Origin of the sequence: Marinobacter sp. MIT930201 (assembly GCF_047122665.1) — a bacterium.
GTDB lineage: Bacteria > Pseudomonadota > Gammaproteobacteria > Pseudomonadales > Oleiphilaceae > Marinobacter > Marinobacter salarius.
Genome location: NZ_CP138916.1, coordinates 1,238,567 through 1,260,503, shown reverse-complemented (window position 1 = coordinate 1,260,503; position 21,937 = coordinate 1,238,567). Strand labels below are relative to the sequence as shown.

Here is a 21,937-nt window from a genome sequence, read left to right as displayed (position 1 = left end):
CAGCCCCCGGTTTCATCCGGGTTGGAAGGGCGGCTTGCAGACGGCGGGCCGCCCTTTTTTATTGCCACAAACCGGGTATCATTGCCCTCCTAAACTTTGACAGACAGCAGACTGGGAATGCTATGACCGAGCTGAAAAATGACCGTTTCCTGCGTGCGCTGATGCGTCAGCCCGTTGATCGCACGCCAGTGTGGATGATGCGCCAGGCAGGTCGATACCTGCCGGAATACCGAGCGACTCGGGCCAAAGCCGGAGACTTTCTCAGTCTGTGCAAAAACACACCGCTGGCCTGTGAAGTGACGTTACAGCCGTTGGAGCGGTTCCCGCTGGACGCTGCCATCCTGTTTTCAGACATCCTCACCATTCCTGATGCGCTGGGGCTTGGCCTGTACTTCGAAACTGGGGAGGGCCCGAAATTCCGTAACACTGTCCGCTCCGCTGCCGACGTAGCCGCGTTGCCCAAACTCAATGCGGAAGTAGACCTGGATTACGTGATGAATGCCGTGTCCACCATACGTGGCGCACTTAATGGCAGCGTTCCGCTGATCGGCTTCTCTGGTAGCCCTTGGACGCTCGCCACCTACATGATTGAAGGGGGCTCCTCCAAGGACTTCCGCGAGGCCAAGAAGCTGATGTACGGCCAGCCGGAGGTAATGCATCAGTTGCTGGACCATTTGGCGGACTCGGTGATTGATTACCTGAACGGACAGATTCGAGCCGGCGCCCAGGCGGTCCAGATCTTCGATACCTGGGGCGGCGTGCTGAGTAGTTGGGCGTATCAGGAGTTTTCCCTCAACTACATGAAAAAAATCGTCGCCGGCCTGATTCGAGAGAACGACGGGCGTCGCGTACCCGTTATCCTGTTCACAAAGAATGGCGGCCAGTGGCTGGAGTCGATAGCGGAATCCGGTGCTGACGCGGTCGGTCTGGATTGGACAACGGATATCGGCAAAGCCCGTGCTCGCATTGGCGATCAGGTTGCCCTGCAGGGCAACATGGATCCGGCCATGCTTTACGCGCCGCCGGAGCGGATTCGCCAGGAAGTGGCCGATATCCTGTCCCGCTACGGCACCGGCCCGGGCCATATCTTCAACCTCGGGCACGGCATTACCCCGGACGTTGATCCGGAGCACGCCGGGGCGTTTATCCGTGCGGTGACTGAGCTGAGTCCGGAGTATCACCTGCAAGACTGATGGTTGGGAGTAGCGGGCGGTTATTGGGGCTTTCCAAAACACGCCCGTAAATACGTCCATGTAGGGCTCGGTCGCGCCATCCCTGGCGCTCCACGGTTTTGGAAAGCCCCAACAACCGCCCTCTGTCCGACTTCTGCGTTAACGCTCCGCAGAGCCTCTGTTTGGTGTTAGCGCTAGATAGAAGCTTCTGTGCGGTCTATAGTCATAACAGACGAGACCGGTTAACAGGAGTAACCCTTGCCAACCAAAGCCCCCGAAAAACGCCGCTTCCACAGAATCTCCTTCGATGCCGAATGCGAACTGCATTGGCAGGACGAAGTGTGGGTGAGTGAGGTGTTGGATATTTCACTGAAGGGCGTACTGGTAAAGCGGCCGTTGGAGTGGAGGGTTCCGCTGAAGCAGCCTTGCGAAGTGATCATCCATCTCGACGATCACGAAACCGGGATCGTGATGGCGGTGGAGTTACGGCACATTGAGGAAGAGCGGTTGGGGTTCAAATGCCAATATATCGATCTTGAAAGTGCGACCCACCTAAAACGCCTGGTGGAACTGAATCTGGGGGACCAAGCGTTATTGGAGAGGGAGTTTGCACACCTGATTGATTGAGGCTAGGGATTTCCGGAGGTAACTGCGAAGCTGGTAGGCAGGATTGGAAGGGCCTTTCCAAAAATGTGCGGAGCCATGGATGGCGGAGCCCAAGCGCACATGGATGTGCTTGAAGCGTTTTTTGGAAAGGCCCTTCCAATCCTGCCCGGCACCAAAAAACCAGGCTAGAAACCAAGTCTCAAAGCTCCTCCAAAGCCGACAACGCATCACTAAGCTTGGTCACGGGAATAACCTTCATCCCCTCAATAGCCTTACGAGGCGCATTAGACTTAGGCACCAAAGCGCGGGTAAACCCGTGCTTGGCAGCTTCGTAAATGCGTTCCTGGCCACTGGGCACCGGCCGAATCTCACCAGAAAGGCCAACCTCACCGAAGATCACCAGATCCTGGGGCAGGGCACGGTCGCGGAAGGACGACACGATGGCCGCAAGCAGCGCCAAATCCGCACTGGTCTCGTTAACCTTCACGCCGCCCACCACATTCACAAACACATCCTGATCCGACACATGCATGCCACCATGGCGATGCAGCACCGCCAGCAGCATCGCCAGCCGGTTCTGATCCAGGCCCACAGCAACGCGTCTCGGATATCCCCCCTGGGCCATATCCACCAGCGCCTGAATCTCCACCAGCATAGGCCGAGTGCCTTCCCAGACCACCATCACCACGCTGCCGGGAGCTGCCTCCTCGCCGCGGTTCAGGAAGATGGCACTGGGGTTCTTCACTTCCTTCAGGCCCTGTTCCAGCATCGCAAACACGCCCAGTTCGTTAACCGCGCCAAAGCGGTTCTTGATGCCCCTCAGGGTGCGGTAACGGCTATCGCTGGAGCCTTCCAGCAGGATGGAGCAGTCGATCATATGCTCCAGTACTTTCGGCCCAGCCAGGCTGCCATCCTTGGTAACGTGGCCCACCAGGAATAGAATGGTGCCGGTCTGCTTGGCAAAGCGGGTCAGGTAAGCTGCGCTTTCGCGAACTTGGGAGACACTGCCCGGAGCGGATTCCGACTCGGCGACATGCATAACCTGGATACTGTCCACCACCAGAATGCGCGGCTTTTCAGCCTCGGCAACCTGCATGACCCGCTCGACACTCGTTTCCGAGAGCATCTTCAGGTCTTTGGTGGGCAGCCCCAGGCGCTTGGCGCGCATGGCGACCTGTTGCAGCGATTCCTCGCCTGTGACGTACAGGGCTGGAACGCTGGACGCCAGGTGGCAGACCGCCTGAAGCAAGAGGGTGCTCTTACCAGCGCCAGGATGGCCGCCCATCAGGATGGCGGAACCTTCCACAAGCCCGCCGCCCAGAACGCGGTCAAACTCCTGCATGCCGGAGCTGATGCGCGGCTGTTCGGCAAGGCTGACGTCGTCCAGGCTTTTTACCTCTGAGAGACTGCCCGCAAAGCCCTCAAAGCGGGCGCCGCGGGCACCCTTGGCGTTGCCGCCACTGATGCCGCGGACCTCGCTGATCGTATTCCAGGCCTGGCAGGCGGTGCATTGCCCCTGCCACTTTGAATAATCCGCACCGCATTCGGAGCAGACATAGGCGGTTTTTGCTTTTGCCATCAGGCCAGCTTCTTATACTTCATGCGCTGGGGCACCATGGCAGAGTCACCCTTCCGCTTCTTGTGATCCTCATCGTATTCGCTGAAGTTGCCTTCGAAGTAGACCACTTCACCATCGTCCTCAAACGCCAGGATGTGAGTGGCCACACGGTCCAGGAACCAGCGGTCGTGCGAGATCACCAAAGCGGAGCCTGGGAAGTTGAGCAGGGCTTCCTCCAGGGCACGCAGGGTTTCCACGTCGAGATCGTTGGTCGGTTCGTCCAACAGCAGCACGTTGCCACCTTCCTTGAGCAGTTTCGCCAGGTGCAGGCGGTTGCGTTCACCGCCCGACAAGTCGGCCACACGCTTCTGCTGGTCGGAGCCCTTGAAGTTGAAACGACCTACATAGGCTCGCGACGGGGTTTCGTAGTTACCGATCTTGATAATATCGTTGCCGTCGCTGAGCTCCTCCCAGACGGTGTTGTCGCCGTTCAGGTCCCGCATCTGGTCCACGTAGGCCAGTTTTACGGTTTCACCGACGGTAATGGTGCCGGAATCGGGCTTGTCGTAGTCGCCGATCATCCGGAACAGCGTGGACTTGCCCGCGCCGTTGCCGCCGATGATGCCAACGATCGCTCCCGGAGGAACGCTGAGCGAGACGTCTTCGTAGAGCAGGCGGTCATCGAAGGACTTGCTGATGCCATCGATCTCAATCACCTTGTCACCCAGGCGAGGGCCTGGTGGGATGTATAGTTCGTTGGTTTCGTTGCGCTTCTGGAATTCCTGGGAGCTCATTTCCTCGAAGCGGGCCAGGCGGGCCTTGCTCTTGGACTGACGGCCTTTGGCGTTGCTGCGCACCCATTCCAGCTCGTGCTTGATGGTCTTCTGGCGAGACGCTTCCTGTTTGGCTTCAACTTCCAGGCGCTTTTCCTTGTTTTCCAGCCACTGGCTGTAATTGCCTTCAAACGGAATGCCCTGGCCGCGGTCCAGTTCCAGAATCCAGCCGGCCACGTTGTCCAGGAAGTAGCGGTCGTGGGTGATGGCAACCACTGTGCCGGTGTAGTCGTGCAGGAAGCGTTCCAGCCAGGCTACAGATTCGGCATCCAGGTGGTTGGTGGGCTCGTCCAGCAATAGCATGTCCGGGCTGGACAGCAGCAGACGGCACAGCGCCACGCGGCGGCGCTCACCGCCGGAGAGGTTTTTCACCATGGCGTCCCAGGCCGGCAGGCGAAGGGCATCGGCAGCCACTTCCATCTTGCGCTCAATATCGTGGCCGTCGGAAGCCTGTATAAAGGCTTCCAGTTCGCCCTGTTTCTTGGCGAGGGCATCAAAGTCGGCATCCGGCTCGGCATAGGCGGCATAGACCTGATCCAGCTCCGCCAGTGCGTCATGGACGCCCGAGACCGCCTCATCGACAATTTCCTTGACGGTCTTGGCGTCGTCCAGTTCCGGTTCCTGGGGCAGGTAGCCGACGTTGATGCCGGGTTGGGGGCGGGCCTCACCAATGTAATCCTGGTCGATACCGGCCATAATACGTAGCAACGTAGATTTACCAGCGCCGTTCAGGCCCAGTACGCCGATTTTCGCGCCTGGGAAAAAGCTCAGGGAAATGTCTTTGAGGATTTCACGCTTGGGCGGAACCACCTTGCCCACGCGGTTCATGGTGTATACGTATTGCGCCATGTGTCGGAATCCTTCTTGCGAGTGTAAGTGTTGGAATTACTGATGGTGTCTGACTAAGGCCGTCGGTCAGGGCGGTCCGGGATCGTCAAAATCAAGGATGACTTTGTCGAGCGTACAGGGACGTATTCACAGCGTATCCCGGATCGCCCTGACCGATGGCCGTAACGCCAATAGCTAGTAGCCGCAACCAATGAATATTGACCGAGTAAGGTATCGAAACCAACCGGGGATAGCAATTGAGCAAAAAGCGCAGGCGGCGGCGTGTCGGTATCTGCGGACGGCATAAAGGGTGATTTTTTACCCATTTGTAAGATAGAATAGCGGCCCATTTTTTCGGGCAGCTAAGCACATAGGGGCAGCGCATCCATGTTTAATCGTGATATGAAAATCGCCGGTTTTGACGACGAGCTCTGGAACGCCATTCAGGCGGAAGAGAAACGCCAGGAGGCTCATATCGAGCTGATCGCGTCTGAGAACTATACCAGTCCCCGGGTGATGGAAGCCCAGGGTAGTGCGCTGACCAACAAGTATGCCGAAGGCTATCCCGGCAAACGTTATTACGGCGGCTGTGAGTTTGTCGACATCGCCGAGGACCTGGCCATCAGCCGGGCCAAAGAACTGTTTGGTGCTGCCTACGCCAATGTGCAGCCGCATTCCGGCTCACAGGCCAACTCTGCCGTATTCATGGCGCTGCTCAAGCCGGGTGATACGGTTCTGGGCATGAGCCTGGCCCATGGTGGGCACCTGACCCATGGTGCCAGCGTCAACTTCTCCGGCAAGATCTACAACGCCGTCCAGTATGGCCTGAACCCGGACACGGGGCTGATCGATTACGATGAGGTGGAAAGCCTTGCCGTTGAGCACAAACCCAAGATGATCATCGCCGGTTTCTCAGCCTACTCCCAGGAGCTGGACTTTGCCCGATTCCGCGCGATTGCCGATAAGGTTGGCGCCTACCTGTTTGTGGACATGGCCCACGTGGCAGGTCTCGTGGCTGCTGGTGTTTATCCAGACCCGATACCTCATGCCCACGTGGTTGCGACGACTACCCATAAGACCCTGCGTGGCCCCCGTGGTGGTTTGATCCTGGCCTGTGACGATGCCGACTTGCAGAAGAAACTTAACTCCGCTGTATTCCCTGGCGGCCAGGGCGGCCCCTTGATGCACGTTATTGCTGCCAAGGCGATTTGTTTCAAGGAAGCCATGAGCGACGAGTTCAAGGTGTATCAGAAACAGGTGATCAAGAATGCCAAGGCCATGGCTGAGGTGTTTGTCTCCCGCGGATTCGATGTGATTTCCGGTGGTACAGAGAATCACCTGTTCCTGGTCAGCCTGATCAAGCAGGACATCACCGGTAAGGATGCAGACGCAGCCCTGGGCCGAGCGCACATCACCGTGAACAAGAACGCAGTACCTAACGATCCGCGTTCGCCGTTCGTAACCTCCGGCCTGCGCATCGGTACGCCCGCGGTGACCACTCGTGGTTTCGGGGAGTCCGAGTGTCGTGATCTGGCTGGCTGGATGTGCGATATCCTGGATAGCCTGGAAGATGAATCCGTTAATGACCGGGTTCGTGAGCAGGTTGAAGGCCTGTGTTCGCGGTTCCCGGTTTACGCCGGCTAAATAGCCTGATTGCGCCCTCGGGCAGGCCTTGTTGCCTGGCCCGATGGTTTGCAGGAGCTTCTGAGTATGCATTGTCCTTTCTGTGGTGAAGCGGATACCAAGGTAATCGACTCCCGGCTGGTGGCCGAGGGTGATCAGGTGCGTCGCCGCAGGGAGTGTCTGTCCTGCCGTGAGCGTTTTACAACGTTCGAGTCGGCTGAGCTTGTGATGCCTCGAGTGGTCAAGCAGGACGGCACCCGTCAGCCTTTCGATGAGGAAAAGCTCCGGGCCGGTCTGATGAAAGCCCTGGAGAAGCGTCCGGTGAGCATCGAGGAAATTGAGGCGGCACTGAATCGCATTCGATTCCGGTTGCGGGCGACCGGCGAGCGTGAAGTCAAGTCCATGCAACTCGGTGAAGAAGTGATGACGGAGTTGCGTCAATTGGACAAAGTGGCCTACGTGCGCTTCGCGTCTGTGTACCGCAGCTTTCAGGACGTCAACGAGTTCAAGGAAGAGATCGAGCGCCTTTCAGCGACCTCGGGCGAAGACCCGGTGGATGTAGCCAAGGCCCTGGCGGATAACCATTCTTCCGAAGGGCAGGCATGATCGACGCTCAGGACACGGCGTTTATGGCACGGGCGGTGCAGCTTGCCTGGCGTGGTCGCTATTCGACGCATCCCAACCCGCGGGTGGGGTGCGTCATCGCCCGAGGCAGCAAGATTTTGGGCGAAGGCTGGCATGAGCGAGCAGGCGAGGCTCACGCAGAAGCGCGCGCGCTCAGCCTGGCTGGGCCGGATGCCCGTGGCGCAACGGCCTATGTCACGCTGGAGCCCTGCAGTCATTTTGGCCGTACACCGCCTTGTGCCAAAGCGCTGATAGAAGCGGGCATCGCCCATGTGTTTGCGGCGACCAAGGATCCCAATCCCTCGGTATCCGGTCGCGGCCTGGATATGCTCCGAGAGGCAGGCATTCGTGTAACGGAAGGCCTACTGGCGGAAGAGGCCGTGCGATTGAATCCCGGGTTCATGAAGCGAATGAACGTTGGCAGGCCCTATGTTCGGCTTAAAATGGCTGCGAGCCTTGACGGCAGGACGGCCATGGCCTCCGGCGAAAGTCAGTGGATTACCGGCTCGGAGTCCCGCCGCGATGTCCAGCGTCTCAGGGCCATCAGCGATGCCATTCTGACAGGGGTGGGGACGGTTCTCGCTGACAATCCTTCACTGACCGTTCGTCGGACTGAATTGGGTGACATTGGTGACGCCACGGAGCCGTCCCGCCAGCCCCTGCGCGTGATCGCGGACCGGGACGCGCGTACGCCCCCGGGCGCTACGATCCTGCAGGGTGGCAATGTCCAGGTGTATTGCGCCTCCCCAACACTGGCAACCGCACCGGCACAGGACCTTGCCGCGTTGGGCGTGGGCCTGACGGGTGTGGCCTGGAAGGATAATGGAATTGATGTTCGCGAGTTGCTCGACTCACTGGGGGAGTTGGGCATCAACGAACTGTTGGTGGAAGCTGGCCCAACGCTGGCCGGTACATTTATCAGCGAGCGTCTGGTAGATGAGCTATGGCTCTACCAGGCGCCGGTGTTCCTGGGCAGCACTGGCCGGCCAACGGCCAATCTGCCACTGGAATCCATGGCGGACAAGGTGCAATGGAAAGTGCTGGATCGCCGTCAGCTGGGCGAGGACCAGCGATTGATCCTCGCGCCGGGGTAACGGTTACTAAATTCATGGCTGCCGGCACCGACACTCGGGCGGACAGACCAACAGGATGCAAATACGGTATGGCACTGAACAGCATTAAAGACATTATCGACGATATCCGTCAGGGCAAGATGGTTATCCTGATGGACGATGAGGACCGGGAAAACGAAGGTGACCTGGTGATGGCCGCAGAGCATTGTACGCCAGAGGCTATCAACTTCATGGCCCGCTTCGGTCGTGGGCTGATTTGCATGCCGATGACGCGCCATCGTTGCGAACAGCTTGGCCTGCCGTTGATGGTGCAGCAGAATGCATCGGGTTTTGGCACCAAGTTCACCCTGTCCATTGAAGCGACTGAAGGCGTAACGACGGGTATCTCTGCCGCCGACCGTGCGCGAACTGTCCAGGCTGCTGTTGCCCGCGATGCAAAAGCGTCTGACCTGGTTCAGCCAGGCCATATTTTCCCACTGATGTCGGACCCGGGCGGGGTGCTCAGCCGAGCCGGCCATACCGAAGCATCCTGTGATCTGGCAGCCCTCGCCGGCTGCGAGCCTGCCGGCGTGATCTGCGAAATCATGAACGACGATGGGTCCATGGCCCGCCGTGAAGATCTGGAAAAATTTGCCGAAACTCACGACCTGAAGATCGGCACGATTGCGGATCTGATCCACTATCGGACATTGAACGAGCGCACCATTGAGTGCGTTGAGCAGTACGACCTGGATACCGAGTACGGTGTATTCAACTTGCGCACCTATCGCGACAATATCCAGGGTTCCACCCATCTGGCCATGGTGATGGGGGATATTGCGGCCGAGGACCCGGTGCTGGTGCGTGTGCACATCACCGATACTCTGCGTGACCTGCTCGGCGCCCGCCGCGCCGATTCCCGTAGCTGGCCATTGCATCATGCTCTGGAGAAGGTGGCGAGTGAAGGTCGCGGCGTCGTTGTCCTGCTCAATAGCGCCGAAGACAGCTACAATCTTGAAGATCGTATCCACGAATTTTTCGAGCAGGATAAAAAGTCCGCGGGTAAGGGCAGCTCCGGTGTCTATTTTACCGTTGGTACCGGCTCACAGATTCTGAGGGATCTCGGTGTTGGCAAAATGCGCCTGCTGAGCCCGCCCATCAAGTTTTCTGCCATTTCCGGATTCGAGCTGGAAGTTGTGGAATACGTGCCCTACACACCCGAATAATGAACCCCGGCAGGCCCGTATCGTAACGGCGGGGCTGCCAAGAAGGAGCCATGCATGGCAGACATTAAAGTAATAGAAGGCGATTTCACTCACTGCAGCGGTAAATATGCACTGGTTGTCGGTCGTTTCAACGGTTTTGTGGTTGAGAGCCTGGTGGAGGGTGCGGTTGATACCCTGCGTCGTCACGGTATCGCCGATTCCGATATCACGATTGTACGGGTTCCCGGCGCCTATGAGATGCCGCTTGCGGTCAAGCGTGTGGCGGAAACCGGCAACCACGATGCGATTGTTGCGCTGGGTGCGGTTATTCGGGGTGGTACACCACATTTCGACTATGTGGCAGGCGAAGCCTCCAGCGGTCTGGGTGCGGTTAGCCTCGAAACGGATGTGCCGGTGACGTTCGGCGTGTTAACGGTCGATTCCATCGAGCAGGCAATCGAGCGGGCCGGTACCAAAGCCGGTAACAAAGGCGCCGAAGCGGCGATTACGGCCCTGGAAATGGTCAGCCTCTTCAAAAAGCTGGGTGAATAATGAGCGCATCGGAAGACAGTGCCGCGCAACCGGCCCCCGCGGGCCAACCTAAGGCAGGCGATAGACGCAGAGCCCGGGCTCTTGCGATGCAAGGCCTTTACCAGCGCCACTTCAGCAAGAGCTCGATCACCGATATCGAATCCGAATTCATCGTCGACAACGACATGTCGAAGGTAGATGCGGCCTATTTCCGCGATCTCCTTCGGGGCGTTCACCGGGAGCAGGCTGAGTTAGACCGGCTACTGGAGCCATTCCTCGATCGCCCGATCCATGAGGTGGATGCCATTGAGCTGGCGATCGTGCGCCTGGGCGCGTACGAGCTCAAACATCGCCTGGACGTTCCATACAAAGTGGTGATCAACGAAGGCATCGAGATGGCCAAGAGGTTTGGTGGCACCGAAGGTCATAAGTTCGTCAACAGCCTTCTGGACAAGCTCAGTCACCGACTGCGACTGGCTGAGACCCGTCCCCGCTGAGTGATGGGTGAATTCGAGCTGATCCGCCGTTATTTCTTCCCCATCGCCGAGGTCGGAAATGCCTCCTCGGTTCTGCTGGGCCCCGGTGACGACTGTGCCATTCAGCGTATTGGGCCAGGCCTGGACCTGGTCTTTTCGGTGGACGCCCTGGTCGAGGGCGTGCACTTTCCCCACCACTACGATCCTGAAAAGCTGGGCTGGCGAAGCCTTGCCGTGGCCGCGAGTGATCTCGCCGCCATGGGGGCCGATCCGGTGTGTTTTACCCTCGCGTTGACCCTTCCCGATGCTGATCCAGACTGGCTGAGCGCCTATGCGCACGGACTGGCAAGTGCGGCGAGACGCTTTGGGCTGTCGCTGGCTGGCGGCGACACCACGCGTGGCCCATTGACCCTGAGCATGCAGGTTCACGGGACGGTACCGAAAGGTGGGGCCATCTTGAGGTCTGGAGCCCAGGTGGGAGATTACATTTGTGTTTCCGGTATGCTGGGAGAGGCAGGAGCGGCATTGGATCACCTTGAGAATAATGATCCCGGGCCGGACGTGCAGGCGGTCCTGCGAAGGTACCATTTTCCAGAGCCCAGGCTTGTGCTTGGCAGGGCTCTTCGGGGATACGCCACTGCAGCGGTGGATGTATCTGACGGTCTGGTGGCAGACCTGGGACATATTCTCGAGGCCTCTGGAGTTGCAGGCAGTATCGATGCGAGTCGGTTGCCACTGTCGCAACACCTGAAGCGCCTTGTGGGTCAGAATGCTGCCGGCCTGGCGTTGAACGCCGGGGACGATTACGAGTTATGCGTTACCCTGCCTCCGCAGGTTTGGGCTAGTCTCCCCGAGGGTGTCCGGCGGGAGTTGACCGTTATTGGCGAGGTCGTTGCCGGGGAGGGTGTAACCATTGACTGGGGTGATCATATTGAGAACCTGTCAGCGGGAGGATACGACCATTTCAGGAACTGATTCATGAGCAGCGACGACAACCTCCAGGAACCCGAGCTCACTGAAGCACTGCTGCCGCCAGGGTTTCTCCGTAATCCGGTCCACCTGTTGGCGTTTGGGTTTGGCAGCGGTACAGCGGCCAGGGCGCCTGGCACCTGGGGCAGTCTTGCGGCGATTCCCGCCTGGTTCTGTTTTGCCTGGTTGCCACCCGTGGCTTACTGGGGAATTGTCCTGCTGGCCTTCGTGATTGGGATCTGGTTGTGTGGCAAGACGGCAGCCGATCTCAAGGTCCACGATCATGGGGGGATCGTTTGGGACGAATTTGTGGGCATGTGGATCGCGCTGGGACTCATCCCGGACAACATTTACGGCATTCTGATGGCTTTCACGTTGTTTCGGCTTTTCGATGTGCTCAAACCCTGGCCGATTAGTTGGTTGGATGAGTACTTGCCGGGCGGGCTGGGTATCATGGTGGACGATGTCGTGGCGGGTTTCATGGCGTTACTGTGCCTGCTCGCCATTGACCGGTGGTTGATGCCGATCATTGTCTGAACATCGTTATGAGACTGGAGGACGGTCCCGATCAGTGGACCTGTTGCTCTTCCGGAAGAAGTCGCACAACATGCAGGAAACGCCTGAGGCCGGTTTCTGCGCGTTGCCGGGAGGCAAAGGGACCGCTGTCGAAGCCCTCCCGGGTGGTGAAATACCACTTGCTCCCGACGCAGAAGAACCGACTGCTTCGGAACGGTGCGGGGCCGTTTTCTCCGGACCGACGTTGGGTATCCATGTTGTCTCCTGAGCCCTTCAGTGTATTTGTGACACGGGTGGGCGTTATTTCAATTCTCTGACTGTTTAAAATTAAATCAATTCCTGCCGAATTCAACATTTTTTTACATTTTTTGGGTAGACTTGATGCCTTCCCCGTAACCGGAGTGTCATCGGGTTACTGTAAACAGGCTGCATGTCTTGCCCTTGGCTCGGCCGCTCTTCAAAATGCCTTTCAACCACAAGTGATTATCCGCCGGTGAAAGCTGGCGAACAGCACAAGGATATAGCATGAGTATCTATCACGTTTTAGTCTTTTTCAAGAAAGTACGATTCAGTGCAATGGCCCTTGTTGCCATGGTTTTGCTGGCGGGATGCAGCTCTACCATGAGCAACGTCCAAACCTGGGAGGGGGACGCCGTGGATTCCTCGCAGGCCGCCGTCCTTGAGTCCCCGGGTGAAATCCGGGTGCAGCAGGTGAATGGTCGCAAACTCGGTAACTTTCTAATGGATGACCTGGCCCTGAATTACGAGCTTTTACCGGGCGAAAATCAGGTTGTGTTTACCTATAAGACCATCTGGGCCAAGAGCGGCGTGGTCCGCAATGGCGAATCCAAAGTGCACGTTGTTGAAACAGCGCCTCAGGCAGTGATGATCAATGCGCAAGCGGGTGATACCTACCGTTTCAGTTTCGAGCCTCCCGCCAACAAAAGCGATGCCGAGGCTTTCGCCAATAATTTCACTGCTGATGTGGTTGATGGGTCCGGTAATGTTGTAGCCACCGCCAGCGCCTGGGATGGCCAACCTGCCGGCACTCGAACTGCTGCAAGGGCGCCGGTCGGCTCTGGTGGCGAAGGAGAAAGTGTCGGAGGCGCGAGCGCCGACTCGATGGGTACTCTGGGTGAGCTCAAGTCGCTTTGGGGTCAGGCCAATGAGGAAGAGCGACGGGCGTTCCTGCGTTGGGCCTTCGAGTAACCCGCAATCCTGACGGGCGGCGGCTCCGCCTGCCGCTCGCCATTGCCGTTCAGTTGCGAAATCGCCTGAACGTTTTCCGCAGAGCACCTTCCATGGCGTTCAGTGCCTCGTCAGTCAGAGTCGGGTGACTGTCGGGGTATTCGCGCGTGTCTTCTTCATACGGCGGCAAAGTCTCAGCCGCCGATTCGATTGATTTCAGGCTGTTTTCAAGCAGTTCCGGCAGTGAGTCGCCGTCAGCCACTACGTCGGGGCACAGGGTGAAATTGATCGTCAGACTGCCCTGATAGCTCACTGCAACAATCACCAATCCCATGCTGTCGAACAGGGGGGCGGAGTTGAACTGCCGCACCAACCGTGAACCTTGTAAGTACAGCGGCACTTGTGGCCCGGGTACGTTGGTGATCGGGAGGTTGAATACCGGCTGGTATCGTTGCGCAATCTGCAGTTCGGAATACAGTCTTGCGGAGAGTGCCAGCATGGTGGAGGGCAGGAGCTCTGTCAGCCTGTCTGCCGCAATGGCTTCACGGTAGGGTTCGGATTCCACCGCATTCCAGTGTATCCGCCGAATTCGCTCAGCGGGATTGGGCTCGGTGGTGGCCAGGTCCAGTAACATGGCGGACATCTGGTTGCCGGTGGCCTTGCGAAGGCTGCTTGAACGCACGGAAATGGGTGTCATCGCTACCAGAGAGCGTTCCGTTGTGGCATTGCTCTTGTCCAGGTATCGACTTAAGGTTTCAGCGCATAGGCCGAGGACGACGTCGTTCAGGGTTACATCACCGAGTGTTGCCTTGATGGCCTTGAGCCTGGACAGGTCCAGGCTGGCGGAAACGATCTTGCGGTTGGCGGTAATCTGGCGGTTAAACGGGCTGTGAGGTGCGGAAAACAGGGGGAACGGCAACGGCAGCTTTCGCATCTGCTTTTGTATAAGCCCGCGAGCAGTGGCTTCGGCCGCACTTATGGCGAGGGACGTCATTTGCAAGGGTTTGCGTAGCAGATTTGCACCGGTCTGGAGAATGACCCTTTCTTCGGACGGTTCCGGCTGTGGGTACCAGGGTCGCGGTGTTTCTATCGCTCTCGCCTTCGGTGAATATTCCAGAAGTTTGCCAATGATTTCCTCGCCACTGAACGCATCAATGGCGGCATGATGCAGTTTTACGATGAGCGCGAAACTCTTGCTGTCTACATCGTCGTCGAGTTGGAATCCGTCGACGAACGTGATGTGCCATAACGGGCGATCCCGTTTGAGCGGTTCTTCCAGAATTCGCGAGGCCAGCCCCATCAGGCTGTCGACTTTGCCGTGGTTGCCGAGGTTCACATAAGCCAGGTGCCGCTCAATACTGAAGTCTGGATCGTCAATCCAGTAGGGGCGCCCCAGCCGCAAGGGTATTTCCTTCAGGCGCTGGCGGAAGAGGGGGACCACGTGGAGCCGGCTTCGCAGATAGGCGACGAAGGTGCTGAAGGCCAGGGGTTTGTCGCGTTCTCGGGCATCAAAAAGATAGATGCCGCCAATGTGCATGGGGGCGGTTTCCGACTCCAGATACAGGAATGAGGCATCCAGCTCCGACAGCTGCCGCATGGTTTGAGCTCCGTTCACAGGTTCTTGCGTGGGGGCAGTATAAACGACTGCGCCACTATTCTGTTGGCCGTTTTGCCCCGGAGGCCTGTGTTGTGAAGTCAGGACTATTTTGGGCGATCATTCAGGGCTGCAGCCAGGCAGCAATGTCTGGAGAGTCTCCCAGCTTTTCCCAGAACCACATCAGAGCCTTGCCCTGGTCCTCGGCGTGGCGGGCCAGGTGAAGCTGGATAGCCTGCCTGGGTTCGTGGACTTTGAGTGCTATCAAACGGCCATTCGCCAGTTGATCTCGCACCCGTGCTTCCGGGAGCCAACCGACGGCAAGGCCGGTTTCTTGTACGGCGATCTTCTGGTCGATATTGGCAACGGTCACGGTTCGCTGGCGGCGGAATATGCCGGCGTGGCCGGGGGGCAAGGAGCGGGAAGTATCTGCAGCTACTGCTGCGGGGAAGCGAGCAATATCCTCCTCCTTTAATGGCTGAGAGGCCCTTGTCAGAGGGTGGTCCGGTGCTACTGCGTAGACGAACGTCATGTTTCCCAATGGTTTTGTGGTGAAAGAGCCTGCAGGTTTGCTCACCTGATCGGCGCCAACAACCAGATCAATTCGTCGGCTTTGCAGCGCATCCCAGGAGCCGGCGAAGACTTCTTCCACCAGTTGCACTTCCACCGGCACGCCGAGTTCGTAAAACTCTTTTACGGCGGGAAACAGGCACTCGGCCGGTAGCAGGGAGTTGAATCCGATTCGCAGTCGGGTTTCCCAGCCCTGGGCCACCTGGCGGGTGGTGTGGGCCAGGTTTTCAGCAGCTTCCAGCAGGGTGCGGCCCTCTTCCAGCAAATAGCGCCCGGCTGGGGTGAGGGCTGCTCGGTGGCCGGTGCGGTCGAAGATGGCGACGTTGAGGTCTTCTTCGAGTTTCTGGACGGTGTAGCTGATTGCCGAAGGGACGCGGAAGAGTTCGTTGGCGGCGCCGGCAAAGCTGCCTTTGCGGTCGATGGCATCGAGGACTTTGAGGGCGTCTATGGTGATGGCTGTGTGCATGTTCGAATTATCTGAATGTGTTGGCCAGAATTGATTGTTTGAGAGCGTAGCAGGGTGGCCGGTATTCTTCCTGTTAAAGATGTAAGGCTTATTCAGAAATTTGAAGGCTCGGAGTCAGATCACGCCAGGGATGCGTCGTAAAAACACGCCGTAAACCCATCCCTGGGGGATCGGCATTGCCATCCTTGGCAATGCACGGTTTTTACAACCCATCCCTGACGCGATCACAAACTATCGCAGCCGCCTTCTCAAAACATAAGGTTCAGGAGTATAGGGTTATGGGACTTCTCGTCGACGGCAAATGGCATGATCAGTGGTACGACACCTCGAAAACCGGCGGCAAGTTTGAGCGTGAGGCCGCCCGGTTCCGGAACTGGGTCACGGCGGATGGCTCGCCGGGGCCCGCCGGGGAGGGCGGTTTTCCGGCGGAGTCGGGCCGGTATCACCTGTATGTGTCGATGGCGTGTCCCTGGGCCCATCGAACGTTGATTTTCCGGGCACTGAAGGGGCTGGAGAAGCATATCTCGGTGTCGGTTGTGCATCCGGATATGCTTGAGAGTGGCTGGGAGTTCCGGCCGGATGAAGAGGCGCATCGGGACTCGGCCAATGGTAAGCGCTTCATGTACGAAGTATATCTGAAGGCGGCGCCCGATTATTCCGGGCGGGTGACGGTGCCGACGCTGTGGGACAAGGAAAGGCAGACGATTGTCAGTAATGAATCGGCGGATATTATCCGCATGTTTAACTCGGCATTCGATGGGCTGGATGGTGTCCGGAGTGACTTGGACTTTCACCCGGAAGAACTTCACGATGAGATCGATGGGGTGAACGAGCGGGTTTATCACACGGTGAACAACGGTGTTTATAAGGCTGGATTTGCGACCGCCCAGGATAAATACGAGGAGGCATACGGGGCGTTGTTTGAGTCTCTCGACTGGCTGGAGGAGCGCCTCTCGGGGCAGCGTTATCTGGCTGGCAACCGCTTAACGGAAGCGGATTGGCGGTTGTTTACCACGTTGGTTCGATTCGATGCTGTGTATTTCAGTCACTTCAAGTGCAATCGTCAGAGAATTGCGGACTTTCCGGCACTTTCCGGTTATGTCCGGGATCTTTATCGAGTACCCGGTGTGGCAGATACGGTGGATATACGGCAGATCAAACGGCACTACTACGTGAGTCAGCGTACGATCAATCCGACACAGATTGTGCCGGAGGGGCCAAGGTTGGATTTTACATCGGCCCACAACCGGGAAGCGTTGGGGCCTGATTTTGAGGGCTAGGTTTGTTTGGGGATGATCAACTGACCCGTGCGACCGCAACTTCGGTCAGTAGCGTAAGCGCATCCCGGTGGTCAGATTCTGGAATGCCTCTCAGGCAGTCGAGGGCTGCCTGGGCTTCTGCTTTCGCGCGTTCCATGGTGTATTCCAGTGCGCCCGAACGGTTCACGATATCGAGGATACTGGGTAGGTCCTCCAGTCCACCTTTGCGGACAGCCTGGCGTATGAGCTGCTTCTCATCATTACTGCCGTTGGCCATAGCGTAAATCAGTGGCAGGGTGGGTTTGCCCTCGGCCAGGTCGTCGCCAACATTCTTGCCCATGGCTTCCGCATCGCCGCGGTAATCCAGTACATCATCCACCAGTTGGAACGCCAGGCCGAGGTGTTTGCCATAGGCGCTCATAGCCCGCTCCTGATCGTCATTTGCACCGGCGAGCAGCGCGCCGGTGTGGGAGGCTGCTTCGAACAGCATGGCGGTCTTGTTGTGAATCACTTCCATGTACTTGTCTTCGCTAACGTCCGGGTTTTTAACGTTCATCAATTGAAGGACTTCCCCTTCGGCAATTACAGCCGTGGCGTGAGACAGCACATCCATGATTTTCAGATTCTGGAGCTCCACCATCATCTCGAAGGCCCGGGCGTAGAGGAAATCACCTACCAGTACGCTGGGTGCGTTCCCCCAGCGCGCATTGGCGGTACTGCGGCCGCGACGCATGTCCGAGGTGTCCACCACATCATCGTGCAGGAGCGTCGCGGTGTGCAGGAACTCGATGACCGCAGCGAGTTTCAGGTGATCGTCCCTTTCATAGCCCAGGGCTCGGCTTGAGAGTAAAACCAGTAATGGCCTCAGGCGCTTACCACCACTTTCAATAATGTATTGGGCGATTTTCTCCACCAGGGGAACGTCGGATGACAGCCGTTTGATGATCAGGTCGTTGACGCGGCTGAAGTCGTCCGCGACGGTGTCGTAAATACGCTGGGCTGTCATGCGGCTGGTCCGATCCCTTGTCTGGTGTTTTCGTTGGAAAAATAGGCGGGTGCCGCAATGCTAGGTATTGCTGTGATCGGTGTCAACTTGGCTTGTAAAGCGGCGGCGGTTTTCGTACAATCACGCGCCCAACTCATCCCAACCTGCGCTCCCTGCTATAGGGTTGCCGAAGCGCTTCCCTTAGAACCAGGTGGATAAGAGCAGGGATGGGTCAATCGCGGAGAACGTTAATGTACGCAGTTATTGTTAGCGGTGGTAAACAGCACCGTGTAAAAGAAGGCGAAACTCTGAAGCTGGAAAAGCTGGAAGTGGAAACAGGCGGCAACGTCGAGTTTGACCGCGTCCTGCTGATCGCTGATGGTGAGAAGGTTCAAGTTGGTGCACCGGTTGTTGATGGTGCCAAAGTGACTGCGGAAGTGGTTAGCCACGGCCGTCACGACAAGATCCAGATCATCAAGTTCCGTCGTCGGAAGCATTCCATGAAGCGTCAGGGCCACCGTCAGTGGTTTACTGAAGTCAAGATCACGGGTATCCAGGGCTAAGACCCTCGAGTAACCCCTTAGATAAGGAGGCTTGTAATGGCTCATAAAAAGGCAGCAGGTAGTACCCGTAACGGTCGCGATTCCGAGTCGAAACGACTTGGTGTGAAGCGCTTCGGCGGCGAGACTGTATCCGCGGGCAGCATCATCGTTCGTCAGCGCGGCACCCGTTTCCACCCGGGTCACAACGTTGGCCTTGGCAAGGACCACACGCTGTTTGCAACTGCAAACGGACAGGTCGTGTTTGAGGTAAAGGGTCCGGAGAACCGTAAGTTCGTGAGCATCGTTCCGGCTGCGTAAGCAGCGGCGATCTCGGGTTCTGTCGAACCTTCGGTGGCCCTGATATGATTTGATATCAGAGCCACCTGGAGCCCCGCATAGCTTCCATGAGGCTGCGGGGCTTTTTAGTTTATGCGCAGGGCGCAAAGGGTTGATTGATGAAGTTCGTAGACGAAGCCACCATCATTGTAGAAGCGGGCAAGGGCGGCCATGGTTGCCTGAGTTTCCGTCGTGAAAAATACGTGCCCAAAGGCGGACCCGATGGTGGTGACGGTGGCGACGGTGGCTCTGTGTATCTGGAGGCCGACAGTGCGCTCAATACACTGATCGATTACCGGTTCCAGCGTAAACACAAAGCCGAGAATGGCCAGCCGGGCTCAGGCCGCAACTGCACTGGCATCAAGGGCGACGACTTGGTGTTGCCGGTGCCGGTAGGCACTACGGTTGTGGATATGGATACCCACGAAGTGCTGGGGGATCTGACTCGTGCCGGGGAGCGCCTGAAGGTGGCCCAGGCCGGTTTTCACGGGCTGGGTAACACTCGCTTCAAGTCCTCGGTCAACCGCGCCCCGCGTCAGACTACAAAAGGCTCCGAGGGTGAGCTTCGCAACCTGAGGCTGGAGCTGAAGGTACTGGCGGATGTCGGTCTTCTGGGTATGCCCAATGCCGGTAAGTCTACCTTTATCCGTTCCGTGTCAGCTGCCCGCCCCAAGGTGGCGGACTATCCGTTCACCACCCTGGTGCCCAATCTTGGTGTGGTCAGCGTGCAGGCTCATCAGAGTTTCGTTATTGCTGATATTCCGGGCTTGATTGAAGGTGCGGCGGAAGGCGCAGGGCTGGGAATCCGTTTCCTCAAGCACCTGGTGCGCACACGCTTGCTGCTGCATCTCGTGGACGTGGCGCCTTACGACGGGTCTTCGCCAGTAGAAAGCGTACGTGCGATTGAGCACGAGCTGGAAAAATTCAGCGAAACCCTCGCCAGTCGCGAGCGTTGGCTGGTTCTGAACAAAGTAGATATGGTCTCTGAAGAAGACCGTGAGGCGCACTGTCGGGCCATCATCGATGAACTTGACTGGAAAGGTCCTGTATTCAGCATCTCCGCACTCAGCGGCGAAGGCACCAAGCCGTTGACTCAAGCTGTCATGCGCTGGATAGAAGATCAGGCCCAGGAAGAAGCGGAGAACCCCGAGTTTGCCGAGCGCGAAGCTGCGCGCCGCCGGAAAATGGACGAAGAGGCGCGAGCGAGAATTGAAGCCGAGCGGCAGATCCGCCGCGAAGCCCGTCAGGATGACGACGACTTCGATGACGATGATTACGATGTAGAAGTGGTCTACGCGCCTGAGTAGCGGGTTATGTCGTCAGAGTTAACTGCCAAAGTATTGTCGGACAGGCGGGGGCCTTGCTGGTGGATCGACAAAAACATGGATGTTTTTGTCGAGCGTACATGGACGTATTCACCGCGTATCCGCCAGCAAGGCCCCCGCCTGTCCGCTCCCTGAGCTGGAATGTAATGAGTACACGCACCCAATTACGTCATGCCCGTCGCCTGGTAATAAAAATCGGAAGCGCCTTGCTAACCAACGATGGCAGAGGTCTGGATGTTGCTGCTCTCGGGTTGTGGGTGGACCAGATTGCAGAGCTGGTCACTGCTGGCGTTGAAGTGGTGGTGGTGTCGTCGGGTTCTGTGGCTGAAGGCATGAGCCGGCTGGGTTGGACAGTTCGCCCTGAGCAACTGCATGAACTTCAGGCTGCAGCCGCCGTTGGTCAGATGGGGCTGGTGCAGACCTGGGAAGCCCAGTTCAAACGACATGATTTGCACACCGCACAAGTCCTGCTGACCCACGATGACCTTTCTGATCGCAAGCGCTACCTCAATGCCCGTAGCACCTTGAGAGCGCTGCTCGATTTCGGCGTGGTGCCCATCGTTAACGAAAACGACACCGTTGTCACCGACGAAATCCGTTTTGGCGACAACGACACCTTGGGCGCGCTGGTGGCCAACCTGATCGAAGCCGACGGATTGATCATCCTCACCGACCAGCTCGGCCTGTTCGACAAAGACCCCCGCAAAAATCCCGATGCCCAGCTGGTCGACGAACGGCGCGCCAGCGACACCGAGCTCGATGCCATGGCGGGTGGTGGTGCTGGCGTGCTGGGCCGCGGCGGAATGCAAACAAAGGTCCGTGCCGCCCGCCTGGCTGCCCGATCCGGCGCCTTCACCGTCATCGTCGGCGGCAGAATCGAAAAAGCCATCTCTCGCCTGCGCGACGGCGACAGCATCGGCACCCTGCTGCTCCCCGAACAGGGTCGAATCGCCGCCCGCAAGCAGTGGCTCGCCAGCCATCTCCAGACCCGCGGCAAGCTCACCCTTGATCAGGGCGCGGTCAACGTCCTCTGCCGCGGTGGTCGCAGTCTTTTACCGGTTGGCGTAAAAAGCGTTTCCGGTCAGTTCCGTCGGGGTGAAATGGTCTCCTGCGTCGACGAAAGCGGCAAAGAAATCGCCCGCGGCCTGGTCAATTACGATGCTGACGAAGCCAGAGCCATCGCTGGCCGCTCCAGCAACCGTATAACAGAGGTTCTGGGTTACATCTCTGACGAAGAAATGGTCCATCGCGACAACATGGTGATTGTGTAGGCGGGTAAGATAATCGGCAGGCACAAAAAAACCGGCCCATCAGGCCGGTTTTTTCATTCAGGTTCCGAAGAAGCGTTACGCGCTCTTCAGAGCCTTGATGCGGGCGCTCAGACGGCTCTTCTGGCGAGCAATCTTGTTCTTGGCGAACACGCCTTTGTTGACCATGCTGTCCATAATCGGCTGAGCCTTCTGGAGAGCAGCTTGTGCTTCTTCTGGCTTGCCGGCCTCAATGCTGGCCTGGACCTTCTTGATGTAAGTGCGCGCCATGGAACGCAGGCTGGCATTGTGCTTGCGGTTCTTCTCGTTCTGACGTGCGCGCTTCTTGGCTTGCGGGGTATTTGCCACCGTATAACTCCTGAGATCTGTGAAATCCGAAATTCGTTGTGAATCGATTCGTAAAAATCGCGG

Annotated in this window: 23 protein-coding genes; 16 read left to right on the top strand and 7 right to left on the bottom strand. The window is 57.9% G+C overall.

The annotated features are described in order from the left end of the window. Positions 1 to 122: 122 nt before the first annotated feature. Entirely contained in the window at positions 123 to 1,193 is a 1,071-nt protein-coding gene (hemE, locus tag SIC19_RS05885) for a uroporphyrinogen decarboxylase (protein ID WP_075195670.1), read from the top strand. A 237-nt stretch (positions 1,194 to 1,430) separates the two neighbouring features. Beyond that, the gene (locus SIC19_RS05880; RefSeq protein WP_036203604.1) at positions 1,431 to 1,799 is read left to right on the top strand and encodes a PilZ domain-containing protein; all 369 of its coding nucleotides are present in this window, start codon (positions 1,431 to 1,433) and stop codon (positions 1,797 to 1,799) included. 178 nt (positions 1,800 to 1,977) lie between these two features. On the opposite strand, the gene radA is transcribed toward SIC19_RS05880, so the two are convergent. Then, positions 1,978 to 3,357: a DNA repair protein RadA gene (radA, locus tag SIC19_RS05875; RefSeq protein WP_036203607.1), complete on the bottom strand. Its 1,380-nt coding sequence runs from the start codon at positions 3,355 to 3,357 to the stop codon at positions 1,978 to 1,980. Beyond that, positions 3,357 to 5,018 (bottom strand): energy-dependent translational throttle protein EttA, encoded by a 1,662-nt coding sequence (gene ettA / locus SIC19_RS05870; RefSeq protein ID WP_036203610.1) that lies wholly within the window; start codon positions 5,016 to 5,018, stop codon positions 3,357 to 3,359. The genes radA and ettA overlap by 1 nt, the downstream gene beginning before the upstream one ends. A 366-nt stretch (positions 5,019 to 5,384) precedes the next feature. Between ettA and glyA the strand changes: the two genes are divergently transcribed. From glyA to SIC19_RS05830, 8 genes are all read left to right on the top strand, one after another. Next, positions 5,385 to 6,641, top strand: a complete 1,257-nt coding sequence (glyA, locus tag SIC19_RS05865; protein ID WP_036203614.1) for a serine hydroxymethyltransferase — start codon at positions 5,385 to 5,387, stop codon at positions 6,639 to 6,641. 66 nt (positions 6,642 to 6,707) lie between these two features. Next, a complete protein-coding gene (gene nrdR / locus SIC19_RS05860; protein WP_007155557.1) occupies positions 6,708 to 7,226 on the top strand; it encodes a transcriptional regulator NrdR in 519 nt (172 codons plus the stop codon). After that, complete coding sequence (ribD, locus tag SIC19_RS05855) at positions 7,223 to 8,338, top strand: bifunctional diaminohydroxyphosphoribosylaminopyrimidine deaminase/5-amino-6-(5-phosphoribosylamino)uracil reductase RibD (protein ID WP_036203617.1); 1,116 nt, start codon at positions 7,223 to 7,225, stop codon at positions 8,336 to 8,338. Before nrdR ends, ribD begins: the two co-directional genes overlap by 4 nt. A 68-nt stretch (positions 8,339 to 8,406) precedes the next feature. Then, positions 8,407 to 9,522, top strand: coding sequence for a bifunctional 3,4-dihydroxy-2-butanone-4-phosphate synthase/GTP cyclohydrolase II (gene ribBA, locus SIC19_RS05850; protein ID WP_007155555.1), 1,116 nt, complete (start codon positions 8,407 to 8,409; stop codon positions 9,520 to 9,522). A 54-nt stretch (positions 9,523 to 9,576) separates the two neighbouring features. Continuing rightward, positions 9,577 to 10,053, top strand: coding sequence for a 6,7-dimethyl-8-ribityllumazine synthase (ribE, locus tag SIC19_RS05845; protein ID WP_007155554.1), 477 nt, complete (start codon positions 9,577 to 9,579; stop codon positions 10,051 to 10,053). Then, a complete protein-coding gene (gene nusB / locus SIC19_RS05840; protein WP_036203620.1) occupies positions 10,053 to 10,529 on the top strand; it encodes a transcription antitermination factor NusB in 477 nt (158 codons plus the stop codon). Before ribE ends, nusB begins: the two co-directional genes overlap by 1 nt. 3 nt (positions 10,530 to 10,532) lie before the next feature. Further along, positions 10,533 to 11,483 (top strand): thiamine-phosphate kinase, encoded by a 951-nt coding sequence (gene thiL, locus SIC19_RS05835; RefSeq protein ID WP_075195671.1) that lies wholly within the window; start codon positions 10,533 to 10,535, stop codon positions 11,481 to 11,483. A gap of 3 nt (positions 11,484 to 11,486) precedes the next feature. Further along, complete coding sequence (locus SIC19_RS05830; RefSeq protein ID WP_036203625.1) at positions 11,487 to 12,014, top strand: phosphatidylglycerophosphatase A; 528 nt, start codon at positions 11,487 to 11,489, stop codon at positions 12,012 to 12,014. Positions 12,015 to 12,045: 31 nt separating this feature from the next. On the opposite strand, the gene SIC19_RS05825 is transcribed toward SIC19_RS05830, so the two are convergent. Then, entirely contained in the window at positions 12,046 to 12,249 is a 204-nt protein-coding gene (locus tag SIC19_RS05825) for a DUF6316 family protein (RefSeq protein ID WP_027830997.1), read from the bottom strand. A gap of 269 nt (positions 12,250 to 12,518) precedes the next feature. Here SIC19_RS05825 and SIC19_RS05820 point away from each other — a divergent pair, with 269 nt between their 5' ends. Then, positions 12,519 to 13,202 carry a DUF2057 family protein gene (locus SIC19_RS05820; protein WP_075195672.1) on the top strand — a complete coding sequence of 228 codons (684 nt, stop codon included), beginning with the start codon at positions 12,519 to 12,521 and terminating at the stop codon, positions 13,200 to 13,202. Between the two features lie 49 nt (positions 13,203 to 13,251). On the opposite strand, the gene SIC19_RS05815 is transcribed toward SIC19_RS05820, so the two are convergent. Next, a complete protein-coding gene (locus SIC19_RS05815) occupies positions 13,252 to 14,778 on the bottom strand; it encodes a WS/DGAT/MGAT family O-acyltransferase (protein ID WP_075195673.1) in 1,527 nt (508 codons plus the stop codon). A gap of 121 nt (positions 14,779 to 14,899) precedes the next feature. Further along, positions 14,900 to 15,811: a LysR substrate-binding domain-containing protein gene (locus SIC19_RS05810; protein WP_075195674.1), complete on the bottom strand. Its 912-nt coding sequence runs from the start codon at positions 15,809 to 15,811 to the stop codon at positions 14,900 to 14,902. A 278-nt stretch (positions 15,812 to 16,089) separates the two neighbouring features. Between SIC19_RS05810 and SIC19_RS05805 the strand changes: the two genes are divergently transcribed. Beyond that, positions 16,090 to 17,091, top strand: coding sequence for a glutathione S-transferase family protein (locus SIC19_RS05805; RefSeq protein WP_075195675.1), 1,002 nt, complete (start codon positions 16,090 to 16,092; stop codon positions 17,089 to 17,091). A gap of 16 nt (positions 17,092 to 17,107) precedes the next feature. On the opposite strand, the gene ispB is transcribed toward SIC19_RS05805, so the two are convergent. Further along, positions 17,108 to 18,076 (bottom strand): octaprenyl diphosphate synthase, encoded by a 969-nt coding sequence (gene ispB / locus SIC19_RS05800; protein WP_075195676.1) that lies wholly within the window; start codon positions 18,074 to 18,076, stop codon positions 17,108 to 17,110. Positions 18,077 to 18,306: 230 nt separating this feature from the next. Here ispB and rplU point away from each other — a divergent pair, with 230 nt between their 5' ends. The 4 genes from rplU (at position 18,307) to proB (ending at position 21,529) form a co-directional block, all read left to right on the top strand. After that, positions 18,307 to 18,618 (top strand): 50S ribosomal protein L21, encoded by a 312-nt coding sequence (gene rplU / locus SIC19_RS05795; protein ID WP_036203642.1) that lies wholly within the window; start codon positions 18,307 to 18,309, stop codon positions 18,616 to 18,618. 36 nt (positions 18,619 to 18,654) lie between these two features. Next, complete coding sequence (gene rpmA / locus SIC19_RS05790; protein WP_007155544.1) at positions 18,655 to 18,915, top strand: 50S ribosomal protein L27; 261 nt, start codon at positions 18,655 to 18,657, stop codon at positions 18,913 to 18,915. Positions 18,916 to 19,052: 137 nt separating this feature from the next. Next, a complete protein-coding gene (gene cgtA / locus SIC19_RS05785) occupies positions 19,053 to 20,240 on the top strand; it encodes an Obg family GTPase CgtA (protein WP_075195677.1) in 1,188 nt (395 codons plus the stop codon). Positions 20,241 to 20,404: 164 nt separating this feature from the next. Next, on the top strand, positions 20,405 to 21,529 hold the full coding sequence (gene proB / locus SIC19_RS05780) for a glutamate 5-kinase (protein ID WP_075195678.1): 1,125 nt from the start codon (positions 20,405 to 20,407) through the stop codon (positions 21,527 to 21,529). A gap of 75 nt (positions 21,530 to 21,604) precedes the next feature. On the opposite strand, the gene rpsT is transcribed toward proB, so the two are convergent. Further along, a complete protein-coding gene (gene rpsT / locus SIC19_RS05775; protein WP_075195679.1) occupies positions 21,605 to 21,874 on the bottom strand; it encodes a 30S ribosomal protein S20 in 270 nt (89 codons plus the stop codon). Between the last annotated feature and the right edge of the window lie 63 nt (positions 21,875 to 21,937).

What these genes read in the sequence shown, in the direction of transcription:
- hemE (WP_075195670.1), top strand. Translation starts at nt 123, where the DNA reads ATGACCGAGCTGAAAAATGACCGTTTCCTGCGTGCGCTGATGCGTCAG.
- radA (WP_036203607.1), bottom strand. Translation starts at nt 3,357, where the DNA reads ATGGCAAAAGCAAAAACCGCCTATGTCTGCTCCGAATGCGGTGCGGAT.
- ettA (WP_036203610.1), bottom strand. Translation starts at nt 5,018, where the DNA reads ATGGCGCAATACGTATACACCATGAACCGCGTGGGCAAGGTGGTTCCG.
- glyA (WP_036203614.1), top strand. Translation starts at nt 5,385, where the DNA reads ATGTTTAATCGTGATATGAAAATCGCCGGTTTTGACGACGAGCTCTGG.
- nrdR (WP_007155557.1), top strand. Translation starts at nt 6,708, where the DNA reads ATGCATTGTCCTTTCTGTGGTGAAGCGGATACCAAGGTAATCGACTCC.
- ribD (WP_036203617.1), top strand. Translation starts at nt 7,223, where the DNA reads ATGATCGACGCTCAGGACACGGCGTTTATGGCACGGGCGGTGCAGCTT.
- ribBA (WP_007155555.1), top strand. Translation starts at nt 8,407, where the DNA reads ATGGCACTGAACAGCATTAAAGACATTATCGACGATATCCGTCAGGGC.
- ribE (WP_007155554.1), top strand. Translation starts at nt 9,577, where the DNA reads ATGGCAGACATTAAAGTAATAGAAGGCGATTTCACTCACTGCAGCGGT.
- nusB (WP_036203620.1), top strand. Translation starts at nt 10,053, where the DNA reads ATGAGCGCATCGGAAGACAGTGCCGCGCAACCGGCCCCCGCGGGCCAA.
- thiL (WP_075195671.1), top strand. Translation starts at nt 10,533, where the DNA reads ATGGGTGAATTCGAGCTGATCCGCCGTTATTTCTTCCCCATCGCCGAG.
- SIC19_RS05830 (WP_036203625.1), top strand. Translation starts at nt 11,487, where the DNA reads ATGAGCAGCGACGACAACCTCCAGGAACCCGAGCTCACTGAAGCACTG.
- SIC19_RS05825 (WP_027830997.1), bottom strand. Translation starts at nt 12,249, where the DNA reads ATGGATACCCAACGTCGGTCCGGAGAAAACGGCCCCGCACCGTTCCGA.
- SIC19_RS05820 (WP_075195672.1), top strand. Translation starts at nt 12,519, where the DNA reads ATGAGTATCTATCACGTTTTAGTCTTTTTCAAGAAAGTACGATTCAGT.
- SIC19_RS05815 (WP_075195673.1), bottom strand. Translation starts at nt 14,778, where the DNA reads ATGCGGCAGCTGTCGGAGCTGGATGCCTCATTCCTGTATCTGGAGTCG.
- SIC19_RS05810 (WP_075195674.1), bottom strand. Translation starts at nt 15,811, where the DNA reads ATGCACACAGCCATCACCATAGACGCCCTCAAAGTCCTCGATGCCATC.
- SIC19_RS05805 (WP_075195675.1), top strand. Translation starts at nt 16,090, where the DNA reads ATGGGACTTCTCGTCGACGGCAAATGGCATGATCAGTGGTACGACACC.
- ispB (WP_075195676.1), bottom strand. Translation starts at nt 18,076, where the DNA reads ATGACAGCCCAGCGTATTTACGACACCGTCGCGGACGACTTCAGCCGC.
- rplU (WP_036203642.1), top strand. Translation starts at nt 18,307, where the DNA reads ATGTACGCAGTTATTGTTAGCGGTGGTAAACAGCACCGTGTAAAAGAA.
- rpmA (WP_007155544.1), top strand. Translation starts at nt 18,655, where the DNA reads ATGGCTCATAAAAAGGCAGCAGGTAGTACCCGTAACGGTCGCGATTCC.
- cgtA (WP_075195677.1), top strand. Translation starts at nt 19,053, where the DNA reads ATGAAGTTCGTAGACGAAGCCACCATCATTGTAGAAGCGGGCAAGGGC.
- proB (WP_075195678.1), top strand. Translation starts at nt 20,405, where the DNA reads ATGAGTACACGCACCCAATTACGTCATGCCCGTCGCCTGGTAATAAAA.